Annotated in this window: 8 protein-coding genes; 5 read left to right on the top strand and 3 right to left on the bottom strand. The window is 70.9% G+C overall.

From position 1 onward, the window contains the following. Window positions 1-65 precede the first annotated feature (65 nt). Window positions 66-1376: an adenylosuccinate synthase gene (locus tag ACWEOW_RS19240; protein ID WP_452270847.1), complete on the top strand. Its 1311-nt coding sequence runs from the start codon at window positions 66-68 to the stop codon at window positions 1374-1376. Between the two features lie 25 nt (window positions 1377-1401). Then, entirely contained in the window at window positions 1402-3177 is a 1776-nt protein-coding gene (gene lysS, locus ACWEOW_RS19235) for a lysine--tRNA ligase (protein WP_452270846.1), read from the top strand. Between the two features lie 114 nt (window positions 3178-3291). Here the strand turns inward: lysS and ACWEOW_RS19230 are convergent, their stop codons facing one another. Together ACWEOW_RS19230 and ACWEOW_RS19225 are read right to left on the bottom strand one after the other, a co-directional pair. After that, window positions 3292-4860 carry a M4 family metallopeptidase gene (locus tag ACWEOW_RS19230; RefSeq protein ID WP_452270845.1) on the bottom strand — a complete coding sequence of 523 codons (1569 nt, stop codon included), beginning with the start codon at window positions 4858-4860 and terminating at the stop codon, window positions 3292-3294. 603 nt (window positions 4861-5463) lie between these two features. Next, on the bottom strand, window positions 5464-7734 hold the full coding sequence (locus ACWEOW_RS19225) for a HelD family protein (protein WP_452270844.1): 2271 nt from the start codon (window positions 7732-7734) through the stop codon (window positions 5464-5466). A gap of 81 nt (window positions 7735-7815) precedes the next feature. On the opposite strand from ACWEOW_RS19225, the gene ACWEOW_RS19220 reads away from it, so the two are divergent. The 3 genes from ACWEOW_RS19220 to ACWEOW_RS19210 are packed head-to-tail and all read left to right on the top strand — an operon-like array spanning window position 7816 to window position 10664. Then, window positions 7816-8442: a GNAT family N-acetyltransferase gene (locus tag ACWEOW_RS19220; protein WP_452270843.1), complete on the top strand. Its 627-nt coding sequence runs from the start codon at window positions 7816-7818 to the stop codon at window positions 8440-8442. 55 nt (window positions 8443-8497) lie between these two features. After that, a complete protein-coding gene (gene purD / locus ACWEOW_RS19215; protein WP_452270842.1) occupies window positions 8498-9778 on the top strand; it encodes a phosphoribosylamine--glycine ligase in 1281 nt (426 codons plus the stop codon). 1 nt (window position 9779) lies between these two features. Beyond that, window positions 9780-10664, top strand: a complete 885-nt coding sequence (locus tag ACWEOW_RS19210) for a phosphoribosylaminoimidazolesuccinocarboxamide synthase (RefSeq protein ID WP_452270841.1) — start codon at window positions 9780-9782, stop codon at window positions 10662-10664. An 18-nt stretch (window positions 10665-10682) separates the two neighbouring features. Here the strand turns inward: ACWEOW_RS19210 and ACWEOW_RS19205 are convergent, their stop codons facing one another. After that, a complete protein-coding gene (locus ACWEOW_RS19205) occupies window positions 10683-12536 on the bottom strand; it encodes a DUF222 domain-containing protein (protein ID WP_452270840.1) in 1854 nt (617 codons plus the stop codon). Between the last annotated feature and the right edge of the window lie 97 nt (window positions 12537-12633).

The following is a 12633-nucleotide window of genomic DNA, read 5'->3' as shown; positions in this document are numbered from 1 at the left end:
ACGGGGCACGCGCGCCGAACCGATAACCTTGCCGGTGGCTCATCAGCACACGGAAAGGGAGCCTGATGCCGGCAATCGTGCTCGTCGGGGCGCAGTGGGGCGACGAAGGAAAGGGCAAGGCGACCGACCTGCTCGGCAGCAGCGTCGACTACGTCGTCAAGTTCAACGGCGGTAACAACGCCGGCCACACGGTCGTCATCGAGCAGGACGGCAAGCGGGAGAAGTACGCCCTGCACCTGCTCCCGTCGGGCATCCTCAGCCCGAACTGCACGCCCGTCATCGGCAACGGCGTCGTCATCGACCTCGCCGTGCTGTTCGAAGAGCTCGAAGGCCTCGAGGCCCGGGGGGTCGACACAAGCAAGCTCGTCGTCAGCGCCAATGCCCACGTGATCCCGAGCTACAACCGCACCCTCGACAAGGTGACGGAGCGCTTCCTCGGCAGCCGCCGCATCGGCACCACCGGCCGCGGCATCGGTCCCACCTACGCCGACAAGATGAGCCGGGTCGGCATCCGGGTCCAGGACCTCTACGACGAGGGCATCCTGCGCCAGAAGGTGGAGGCGGCTCTCGCCTTCAAGAACCAGGTGCTCGCCAAGATCTACAACACGCGCGCGGCCGTCGTCGACGACGTCGTGGCGGACCTCCTGTCGTATGCCGCCCGGCTGGCTCCCATGGTCGCCGACACGGCGCTCGACCTGAGCCAGGCGCTGGACCGGGGCGACACGGTGCTCTTCGAGGCCGGTCAGGCGACCCTGCTCGACGTCGACCACGGGACCTACCCGTATGTCACGTCGAGCAACGCCACCTCGGGCGGAGCGTGCACAGGCTCGGGCGTCCCACCGACCCGCATCGACTCGGTCATCGCCATCCTCAAGGCGTACACCACCCGGGTCGGGGAGGGTCCGTTCCCGACGGAGCTGCACGACGACATGGGCGAGTTCCTGCGCAAGACCGGCGCCGAGTACGGCGTGACGACCGGGCGCCCGCGTCGCTGCGGCTGGCTCGATGTCGTCATCGGCCGCTACGCCCACCGCATCAACGGCGTCACCGACTTCGTCATCACCAAGCTCGACGTCCTCACCGGCCTCGACAAGGTGCCGATCTGCGTCGCCTACGACGTGGGCGGCGTGCGGCACGACGAGATGCCCGTCAACCAGACCGACTTCCACCACGCGACCCCGATCTACGAGGAGCTTCCCGGCTGGTGGGAGGACATCACCCACTGCCGGTCCTTCGACGAGCTGCCCGCCAACGCCCAGGCCTACGTGCTGCGGGTCGAGGAGCTGATCGGGGCCCGCGTGTCGGCGATCGGCGTCGGCCCCGGACGTGACGAGATCATCGAGCGCTACCCGCTCAAGCCCGCCGTCGCGCGCTGAGCACCCCTGACGACAAAGGAATTCCATGACTGACACGGTCGCCCCCGTCGACTGGGTGTCGCGCCTCGCCGACGAGGTCATCGCCGAGGCCGAGCACCGCAACCCGGGCGAGAAGATCGTCTGCGCCTCGGGCATCAGTCCGTCCGGCCCGATCCACCTCGGCAACTTCCGCGAGCTGATCACGCCGCACCTCGTCGCCGACGAGATCAGGCGCCGCGGCGTCGACTGCGAGCACATCCTGTCCTGGGACGACTACGACCGGTTCCGCCGGGTCCCGAAGACCCTCGACGGCGTCGACGAGACGTGGGAGCAGTACATCGGTATGCCGCTGACGGCCGTCCCGCCGCCCGCGGGGTCCCCGCACGCCAACTGGGCCGAGCACTTCAAGGCGCCGCTCATCGAGGCGATGGCGGCGACGGGCATCGAGGTGCGCCAGATCAGCCAGACGGAGCAGTATCGCGCGGGCGCCTACCGCGACCAGGTGCTGCTCGCGATGCGCGAGCGCACGGCGATCGACAAGGTGCTGGACCAGTACCGCACCCTCGAGGCGGCCGAGGCGGCCCGCCAGAAGGAGAGCGGCAGAAGCAAGGGCAAGGGGCCGAAGCTCACCGAGGAGCAGGCGGCGGCGGCCACCGAGGCCGAGCGCGGCTCCGGCGCCGCGACCGAGGACGACGGCAGCGAGGGCAAGGCCGGCTACTACCCCTACAAGCCGTTCTGCACGGTCTGCGGCACCGACTTCACGACGGTCACGGCCTACGACGACGACACCCACGAGCTGACGTACGTGTGCACCAAGTGTGGCCACGTCGAGACGGTCGACCTCGACACGTTCACGAGCGGCAAGCTCGTGTGGAAGGTCGACTGGCCGATGCGCTGGGCGTACGAGCACGTCATGTTCGAGCCGTCGGGCGTCGACCACCAGAGCCCGGGGTCGAGCTTCGTCGTCGGCAAGGACATGGCCCCGATCTTCGGCTGGGAGCGCCCCATCGGGCCGATGTACGCGTTCGTCGGCATCGCCGGCATGGCGAAGATGAGCTCGAGCAAGGGTGGCGTCCCCATCCCGACCGACGCGCTCGAGGTCATGGAGCCGCCGGTGCTGCGCTGGCTCTACGCGCGTCGCCGGCCGAACCAGAGCTTCGACGTCGCGTTCGGGCCCGAGCTGCAACGGCTCTACGACGAGTGGGATGCCTTGAACCGTAAGGTCGCCGACGGCTCAGCCCAGCCCGGTGACCTCGCCGCGCACCTGCGGGCCTCGTCGACGGCGTCCGGGGTCCTGCCCACGACTCCTCGCCCGATGCCGTTCCGCACGATCGCGTCCGTCATCGACGTCACCCAGGGCGACGAGGCCCAGGCTGTCCGCATCCTGTCCGACCTCGACCCCGACAACCCCGTGGGGTCGACCGACGACCTGCGCCCCCGCCTCGACTGTGCGGAGCGTTGGATGCTCGGCTACGTCCCCGAGCAGGACCGCACGGTCGTGCGGTCCCAGCCGGACGCGGCGCTCCTGGAGGGCCTCGACGACCAGCAGCGGGAGTCGCTGCGCCTGCTCGTCGAGGGCCTCGACGACCACTGGTCGCTCGACGGGCTGACCCACCTCGTGTATGCCGTGCCGAAGATCCAGCGCGGCCTCGACCCGGAGGCGAAGGTCAAGGACCCGGAGCTCTCCGCGGCGCAGCGCGCGTTCTTCGCGCTCGTGTACCAGCTGCTCGTCGGCAAGGACACGGGCCCGCGCCTGCCCACGCTGCTGCTGGCCGTCGGCAAGGCGAAGGTCGAGCAGCTCGTCGGCCTGGCCGCGCCCTGACCCCCGAGGGGCGCCCGGTCGACGTATGCCGACGGCGCCGCTCGTTCCCCGAGCCCGGTCGAGTGGTCATCGAGATGACCACTCGACCGGTGCCTCATGCCTGCGACGTCGGGATCAGTTGACGCTGACGGCGGACCAGGCGGCGGCCGTAGCGGCATACTGCGTGCTGCCCGCGCCGTAGAGGTCGGCGGCGGCGGAGAGCATGCCGGCACGGGCGCCCGAGTAGTTCGTCGACGATGTCCAGTACGTCGTCAGGGCGCGGTACCAGATCGCCGCTGCGGCATTGTGCCCGATCCCGACCACGGTCGAGCCGTTGCACGTCGGGCTGTTGTACGACACGCCGTTGATGGTCTTGGCGCCGCTGCCTTCCGAGAGCAGGTAGAAGGCGTGGTTGCCGACACCTGACGAGTAGTGCACGTTGAGCGAGCCGACCCGCCGGCTCCAGCAGTCAGCGGAAGCGCCGTCCTTGCTCGGCCTGTCCATCCAGCGCAATGGCCCCGCGCCGTTGAGCGCGAAGCGCTCGCCGATGAGGTAGTCGCCGGGGTCGCCGGTCGTGTTGGCGGTCCACTCGACCATCGTGCCCATCACGTCCGACGTCGACTCGTTGAGCCCGCCGGACTCCTTGTTGTAGACCAGGCCGGCCGTCGCCGAGGTCACGCCGTGCGTCATCTCGTGGCCTGCGACATCGAGTGAGACGAGCGGGCCGTAGCTGACACCGTCGCCGTCGCCGTATCGCATGCAGAAGCACGTGTCGCTCCACGACGCGTTGACCCAGTTGGTGCCCACGTGGACGAGGCTGCGGGCTCCCTTGCCGTCATTCTTGATCCCGTTACGACCGAAGGTGTTCTTGTAGAAGTCCCAGGTCGCGGCGACGCCGAAGTCGGCGTCCACGGCTGCCGTCTGGCGGTTGCTGTTCGAGCCGGTGCCCCAGACGTTGTCGGCGTCCGTGAAGAGGGTGCCGGTCGTCGACGTGGTCGACCCGTTGTTGCCGTCCTCGGTCCGGGCGCCGCCGCGCGTGCCGTCGATCATCTGCCACTGGCCGCCGGACGCCGTCGTCTGCACGGTCACGGTGCCGAGGTAGAGGCTGTTGCCGGTCCCGGCATCGTTGATCTCGGTGGCCCAGTGGTCGACGACCGCGCCGGTCCTGGCATCGACGAACACGACCTCGCCTGCCGGCTCGTGGTGGGCGCCGACACCGTTCACCTGCGTCTTCCAGACCAGCCGAGCCGGTCCGTAGGCATAGACGGCGAGTGACGGGGTCGAGGTCTGCACGGTGAAGTCGACGCTGTGGGCCGCCGTGGCGGCCGCAGCCGACGGCGTGACCGTCGCCCGTGTGGAGGCGACGCGGACGCCGGTCGCTGCAGCGTTGACGCCCTTCCACGCGCCGGTGCCGGACAGGTGGACCACGAGGTCGCCACCGACCACCGGCAGCCCCTTGAAAGTGCGGTCGAACCGGACATGCGTGGCACCGTCGGGGTCTGTGGCGACACTCTTGGCCGTGAGCGCCTGGTCGGCGTCGAGGCCGAATGCCGGACCGTGGGCTCGCGCAGCAGCAGCGGCCCGAGCAGCACCGTTGCCGGCGGGTCCGGCCGCGGCCTGGGCGGTGGTGGTCGCCACGGTCCCCAGCGTGGCGGCGAGCGCCGCCGCAGACACGACGGCGGCGGTGAGGAAGGTCTTCTTCAACGGATCTCCTGGTTGTCGGAGCGGGCCGAGCGCGGTCGGTCGACCGTGAGGTCACCTTCATGCCTGCGCGTCTCTCGCGCCACTGGTGTCACAGGAGTTTGCCGGCGCTAGACAAAGAATTGGCCAGCGATCTAGGAAGCTCACAACAAACTCCCAGGTAAGCAGGCTCGCGCCGCAGCTTTCCAAGGCCGGACATATCGAAACGACCACTCTCCGTGGCGATCCCGGTGGGGACCCCAGTGATCACGGGGGGCAGTGCCGCGGAAGGGAAGGACATAAGTCGGGCGAGGGGCGAGATGCAGGGGGGAGGCATCTCGTCCCTCGCCCGGTGCGAGTCCACATTGGGGGGCGGGACTGCGCCGAACGCCGAAGGGTCTCAGGGGGGAGGAGACCGGCGGGGAGGGTAGGTTCGCGCTCCTTCGACGTACGTCAATCATCCCTCCACTTCGGGTTTCCGTCGACTATTGCCTCATTCCTTGAACAACTCTTTACCAAGCTGGAGCGGCCGGTTCCGCGCATCCTGCGACCGAGTCGGCTGCTGGCGCGACAAAGCGCCGAGCGTGCGCCCGACAGCGCACTTTTCGGCGCCCTGGCCGGGCAAAATCAGGAAAGCACCGTCATCCGATGGGCGGCCCGGGTGAGTCCCACGTAGAGCACCCGGACGCCGCCGGGCGAGTCGCGGGTGATCTCGTCGGGGTCGACGACGACGGTTGCGTCGTACTCCAGACCCTTGGTCGACATCGGGTCGACCACGGCCACCCGGCCGTCACCGAGCTCGGCCACGGGAGCGAGCAGGACGGCATACGCCGACGGGGTCACCACCGCGATGGCGCCCTCGACCTCGCCGAGGAGGTCGGTCACGGCAGCCGTCACCGATGCGAGCGGGTCGGGTCCGAGCGGCGCCTCGACCGGCTGGACACCGGTCTCGCGGACCGCCTGGGGGATATCGGCGTCGGGCACCTCCCGACGAACGACGTCGGCGGCATAGTCGAAGATCTCGCGCGCGTTGCGGTAGTTGGTGTCCATGTGGAACTGCTGGCGGGCCTGCGAGCCGAACGCCTCCTCGCGCGCCGCCGTGGCCTCGACGGCATCCGGCCAGGAGGCCTGGGCGGCGTCGCCGACGACCGTCCACGACGCGTGCCGACCCCGCCGTCCGATCATCCGCCACTGCATGGGCGAAAGGTCCTGGGCCTCGTCGACGAGGACGTGGGCGTACTCCTCGAAGCGGCCGATCCGGCCGGCCAGGAGGCGTTCGCGCGGGTCGCTCGACACGACCGACGACGAACCGGAACGGTCCGGACCCGAGACCGGCTGCACCTCGGTGACGCCGTACTGGCTGAGGTCGTCGAGCTCCTCGATCTCGTAGAAGCCGCGCTCCTCCTTGGGCTGGTCCTGGACTGCGCCGACCCGCGCGGAGATGTCGTCGATGAGGGCGACGTCAGAGACCGACCACCGGCCGGTCTCGAGCGCCAGCTGGAAGGAGGCCGCGAGGCGCTGGGCCTCGGCCTCGGTCAGCGCGCCGCGCGCGTGCCGGCGCACCAGCGCGGGGTCGGCGAGCCACAGGAGCACCTCCCGAGGGTCGACCTGCGGCCACCAGGCCTGCATGAACGCCTCGACGTCGAGGTGGTCCTCCCACTTGTCGATGAACTCGGCCTTGGCGTCGCGCTCACCCGTCACTCCGAGCGAGGCCCAGGCGGCCTCTCCGAGGGCCGCCTGAGCGGCGGCGGTCGCGGTGTTGCGCTGGTGCTGGCGCAGGACCTGCGAGCGCACCCGGTCGAGGTCGCGCGCCTCGAGCCGCACGGGACGCCCCGCGACCATGGCGCGGAACTCGGTCGGTGCGTCCGGCACCCGACCACGGGCCGCGGCGCCGAGCATCGGGCGGATCCGGGTCGAGCCCTTCACCCGCGCCACCTCAGGGCTGTCGAGGCGCTCTGCGTGCACGACGTCGATGACGTCGCCGAGGGCACGCAGGACGACGCTCTCCTCGCCGAGCGACGGGAGCACGCGCTCGATGTATGCGGTGTACGCCCCCGAGGGGCCGACGACGAGGATGCCGCCCGCCTCGAAGCGACGCCGGTCGGAGTAGAGCAGGTATGCCGCGCGGTGCAGCGCCACGACCGTCTTGCCTGTGCCCGGGCCGCCGGTGATCTCCGTAATGCCGCGCGCGCTGGCGCGGATCGCCTCGTCCTGGTGCGCCTGGATCGTGGCGACGATGTCGCGCATCCGGGCGCCGCGGGTGCGGGTGAGGGCCGCCATGAGAGCGCCGTCGCCCACCACGACGAGGTCGTCGGGAGCCTCGGGCACCATGAGGTCGTCCTCGACACCGATGACGGTGGTGCCACGGCTGCGCAGCACGCGACGGCGCAGGACGCCCATCGGCTGAGCCGGTGTGGCGCGGTAGAAGGGCGAGGCCGCCGGTGCCCGCCAGTCGATGACGAGCGGCTCGTAGTCGTCGTCGCGCACGCCGAGGCGGCCGATGTAGCGCACTTCGCGCTCGGGGGTCTGTCCGTTGCTGCCCTGGTGCTCGATGTCGAGCCGGCCGAACACCAGTCCTTCGTACTGGGTGTCGAGAGCCGTGCGCCGTTTGGCCGCGTGGAACATCAGCGCGTCGCGCTCGAACAGGCCCGCCCCCTCGGCGTCGCCGACCTCCACGAGCCGGCCGAACTGGCTGCGCGCCAGGCCCTCGGCCTGCACGACGTCAGCGCGCCGACCGGCCTTCTCGAGCTCCTCGTGGACGCGGTCGACATGGGCCTGCTCGACCGCGATCTCGTGGGCGAGGTCGTCGGGGATGCTCTTGGTCGACACCGGTGATGCGTCGCGCGAACCGGGCGCGCTGCTCCGCTGGGACGATGCGTTCGAAGTGCTCACTGACATCCATGGGCTCGAGGGACGCCACGGGTGGGATCCAGGTGACCCACCGCGTGGCGCGGGAACCATCAAGTCTACTGTCATGACATGTCAACCACGGCCTGCGTCCCACCGACGGGCGTGCCGCTCGTCGGCCGCTGGGTCCGCCTCGACGTGATGACCCCCGCTGACGCCTCCGGCCTGTTCGAGGTCTACGCCGACCCGCGCTGCTACGAGCACGGCTTCGCGATGATGCGGCCCCACCGGACCGTCGCCGACACCGAGGCGCTCGTCGCCGCCTCGATCGCGGCTCACGAGGCCGGCCGGACGGCATACACGATCCGCCTCGTCGGCGACTCGCCCCTCGGCAGCGCGGGCACTGTGGTGGGGTCGAGCTCTCTGGGTGACGTCGACACCGAGCGCGAGCACGTGCACCTCGGCTGGACGATGTACGGCTCCCGGTGGTGGGGCACCCAGGTCAACCCGGAGGCCAAGTTCCTGCTTCTCGCCCACGCCTTCGAGACCTGCGGCTTCGGGCGGGTCAAGATCCAGACCGACGTCATCAACGGCCGGTCGCGGGCGGCGATCCTCAAGCTCGGCGCGGTCTTCGAGGGGGTCACGCGCCGCGACGTCCGCCGCCCCGACGGGACCTGGCGCGACACCGCGGTCCACTCGATACTCGTGGACGAGTGGCCGCAGGTGCGAGCAGGCCTGCTCGCGCGGCTCGCGGGGTAGCCCGGCATCCAGATGCAGCGACCGTGGCCCGCACCGTGCCAATAGGCTGGGCGCCGTGAAGGTCCTCGTCCTCGGCTCCGGCGCTCGCGAACACGCACTCGTCAAGGCCGTCGCGGCCGATCCCGAGGTCGACGCGGTCGTCGCCGCGCCCGGCAACCCGGGCATCGACGCCACCGCCCTCTGCGTGCCGGTCGACATCCTCGACGGCGGCGCGGTCGCGGCGCTCGCGCGCGAGCACGAGGTCGACCTCGTCGTCGTCGGCCCTGAGGCACCTCTGGTCGCAGGCGTCGCCGACGTATGCCGGGAGGCCGGCTTCGCTGTCTTCGGCCCGTCCGCGGAGGCGGCTCGGCTCGAGGGCAGCAAGTCGTTCGCCAAGGAGGTCATGGCGGCCGCCGACGTGCCCACTGCGCTGGCACACGTCTGCACTTCGGTCGACGAGGTCGAGTCGGCACTCGATGCACTCGGCGCGCCGCATGTCGTCAAGGACGACGGGCTGGCCGCCGGCAAGGGCGTCCTCGTGACCGACTCGCGCGATGCCGCTCTCGAGCATGCCCGCGTCTGTCTGGCCAAGCCGGGTGGCCGGGTCGTCGTCGAGGAGTTCCTCGACGGGCCCGAGGTGTCGGTGTTCTGCGTGTCCGACGGCACGACCGTGCTCGCGCTCCCGCCGGCGCAGGACTTCAAGCGCGTCGGCGACGACGACGCTGGTCCGAACACCGGCGGCATGGGGGCCTACTCGCCGCTGGACTGGGCGCCTGCCGGCCTGGCCGAGGAGATCGTCGAGCGCGTGGCCCGGCCGACCATCGAGGAGATGTACAAGCGCGGCACGCCCTTCGTCGGCGTGCTCTACGTCGGCCTGGCGCTGACGTCCCGTGGGCCGCGCGTGATCGAGTTCAACGCCCGGTTCGGCGACCCTGACGGGCAGGCGTCTATCGCGCGCCTCCAGTCACCCTTCGCGCAGCTGCTCCTCGCCGCCGCGACCGGAGCCCTGGCCGACTTCGGCCGGCTGCGCTGGTCCGACGACCATGCGGTGGTCGTCGTGATCGCGTCCGAGGGCTACCCCGCTGCACCGCGCACCGGCGACCCGATCACCGGGATCGACGCCGCGACGGAGGTGCCGGGTGTCGCCGTGCTCCACGCAGGCACCGGGCGCGACGAGCACGGCGCGCTCGTCTCCGCGGGCGGGCGCGTCCTCGACGTCGTCGCGGTGGCGCCCTCGCTCGCCCGGGCCCGCGAGGCGGCATACCAAGCGGTGTCGGTCATCGACCTGTCCGGCTCGCACCATCGCACGGACATCGCCCTTCGGGCCGAACGCGACGAGATCACGGTAGGTGGCTGACATGCTTGATCTGCCCGGCTACGACCACGTCTACTCCGGCAAGGTCCGCGAGCTCTACGCGCCGGTCGACGCGGACGGCAGGCGGGCCGACGACCGGCTGCTTCTCGTTGCCTCCGACCGGATCTCGGCCTACGACTGGGTGCTCGACACCCCGATCCCCGACAAGGGCGAGGTGCTCACCCGGCTGTCGCTGTGGTGGTTCGACCAGCTCAAGGACCTCGTGCCGAACCACCTGCTGTCGACTGACGTGCCGGAGGCAGTGCGGGGCAAGGCCGTGGTCGTGCGCCGGCTCGAGATGCTCAGGGTCGAGGCGATCGCCCGGGCCTACCTCACCGGCGGCGGGCTCGAGGAGTACCGCGCGAAAGGGTCGGTCAGCGGCGTCGTCCTGCCGGAGGGGCTGGTGGACGGCTCGCGGCTGCCGGAGCCGGTCTTCACCCCCACCACGAAGGCGCCGATGGGCCAGCACGACCTGCCGATGACGCCGGCGGAGGTCGAGGCCGAGCTCGGTCTGGACGTCGCCGCCGAGGTCGCCGCGCTGACCTGCGCGATCCTGGCCCGTGGCAACGAGATCGCCGCCGAGCGTGGCATCCTCATCGCCGACACCAAGGTCGAGTTCGGGCGCCTCCCGGGTGGCGCCACCCTCATGCTCGCGGACGAGGTGCTGACGCCCGACTCCTCGCGCTTCTGGCCGGCGGCGGCCTGGCAGCCCGGACGAACGCAGCCCTCCTACGACAAGCAGTTCGTGCGCGACTGGCTCACCTCACCCGAGTCCGGCTGGTCCAAGGCCAGCGGTGAGGCGCCGCCCACGCTGCCGGAGCGCGTAGTGGAGCAGACGCGCGCGAAGTACGTCGAAGCCTACGAGCTGCTCACCGGAGAGAGCTTCTGAGCCTGCGGGGTCGCCGGCTCAGCTCGCGAGCTCGATGGTGAAGTACGGATTGCGCACCAGGTCGAAGACTGTCGCATCCGGTCGGGTGCTCCTCCCCTTGGAGCGTGGTCGGCCCTCGAGCCCTGGTAGCACCGGGGGCGCCAGGCTTCGGTAGGTGTGGCCGGTGGGAGTCACGATCTGCACCGTGTGCGGGCGGTCCGTGCCCCCGCTCGGTCCGGGGTCGATGACTGCAGCCGTCCAGCCGGGCTCTTCCTTCACGAGGTTGCACCGGACGCACAGGCCCTGGCCGTTGGTCGCCGTCGTCGTCGGCCCACCTTGCGCGTATGGCTGGACGTGGTCGATGTGCGCCACAGGGGCGTCGCACCACGGAGTCCGGCACTGGCCGTCTCTGGCGACGACGAACCGCCGCAGGCCGGCCGGAAAGAGGCGGCGGGAACTGTCCATGGCCACCAGCGAGCCGGTGCCCGGATGCGTGAAGAGACGCCTGAACCAGATCGCCGCCGCTCGCGCGCCAAAGGACGCGGCCTCGGAGCCGGCTGCCGCACTCGGACTGGCTGCGCCCGGACCGGACGCGACGCCCGCGATGGGCCGGACGCCCGGGCGGACTGCCGTATCTGGGTCGGATGCGTCGCTGGGACTTGAGGGGCCGCTGGGACTCGATGGGCGGCTGGGACTCGATGGGCCGCTGGGAGTGGCTCTGACGTTTGCACGTGACGCAGGGCCTCGGGGTGGCCCGACCGGAGCGAGGTCACGGGTGAGCAGGTCTCGGGCCCAGCCGGCGGGGACGGGGCCGTAGCCGGGGATGTGCGCGGGCGTATCTGCCCCCTCGATGAGGGCGCGATCGGTGATGACGACCTGCACCTCGACAGGTACGTCGCCTGCCTGGGTCTGGCCCGTCACTCGTTCGACCAGGGTGTCAGCCATGAGCTGGCCCTTGCCTCGCTCGTCCCCGGCTGCCTTCGCGCTGAGCGCCGCCTGCGACAAGGCGGCATGCACTGCGACCGCCTGCGCGACGGGCAGGACCGCTGAGACAAGCGCCATCGTGTCGGGGATCGGACGGATCGTGACTCGCCTCTCACTCTCGGCCGTGCGGGCCCGTTCGACTGCTCCCTGCGCATCGAGCCGGTCGGCGGAGGCCCGGACGCGTCGCTCCAGCTCGCGGTCACCCCATGAGCCGACGCCCGCGAAGGGGTCCGTGAGGTCAAGGTGGGCTCCCACGACCTCGGAGTCGACCAGCGTGCGCACCTCGGGAGCCAGATGGCTGGTGCCACGCACGACCAGCTCCGCGCGCCGCTCGTTGATCGCGCCGACCGTCAGTGCGGCCAGAGTGTGCGGGAGATCCTGGACGAGCGCCACTGAGAGGTTCGCGAGCCGGACACCACGGGCCGGCGACTCGTGCCGGGCCAGCGCCACCTGGGCGGCGACGCCGGTGCGGGTCAGAGTCTGCCGAACCGCTCGGGACCGCCGGCCGCCGGGCCCCTCCCGACCCGACTGAGCGAGCGAGGAGGACCCGGGTTGCGTGGGCACCAGCTCGAGCGCGCGGGCGTGGTCGCGCGCCGCAACCCAGCCGTCGAAGTCGCCGGCGTCGGAGCAGGCCTGCGCCTCCGCCCGCAGCAGCTTCGCCTTGGCGGCCTGCGTGTCGACGAACCGTGCGGTCAACCGGGCCTGCGCCGCCGCGCACGCTGCCTTGGCCCGCTCGAGCAGGTCGAGTTGCGAGATCAGCTCTTCGTCGGTCGCGCGGTCGAGGTCGAGCCCGCCGAGGGCATCCGCGAGCTCGGCCGGGATGCGAGTTGACGGGCCGCAGGACATCGCCGGCGAGCTGGGCTCATCGCCCGCACCGCCCGGTCGTCGCCGTGCCATCCCGTCGAACATGCGTGCTACTCCTCACCTTGCCGTGGGTAGCGTGATGGTGATGCCGCCGCAGCACAGGTAGATGCTGGCGGCGAGGGCGTCGGGGTGGTGGTAGCCG

The sequence above is a fragment of the Monashia sp. NPDC004114 genome (assembly GCF_053603855.1).
This window is presented reverse-complemented; position numbering and strand designations above follow the sequence as displayed.

Bases quoted from the DNA above. Each gene is read 5' to 3' on its own strand.
- ACWEOW_RS19240 (WP_452270847.1), top strand. From the start codon at position 66: ATGCCGGCAATCGTGCTCGTCGGGGCGCAGTGGGGCGACGAAGGAAAG.
- lysS (WP_452270846.1), top strand. From the start codon at position 1,402: ATGACTGACACGGTCGCCCCCGTCGACTGGGTGTCGCGCCTCGCCGAC.
- ACWEOW_RS19225 (WP_452270844.1), bottom strand. From the start codon at position 7,734: ATGTCAGTGAGCACTTCGAACGCATCGTCCCAGCGGAGCAGCGCGCCC.
- ACWEOW_RS19220 (WP_452270843.1), top strand. From the start codon at position 7,816: ATGTCAACCACGGCCTGCGTCCCACCGACGGGCGTGCCGCTCGTCGGC.
- ACWEOW_RS19210 (WP_452270841.1), top strand. From the start codon at position 9,780: ATGCTTGATCTGCCCGGCTACGACCACGTCTACTCCGGCAAGGTCCGC.
- ACWEOW_RS19205 (WP_452270840.1), bottom strand. From the start codon at position 12,536: ATGTTCGACGGGATGGCACGGCGACGACCGGGCGGTGCGGGCGATGAG.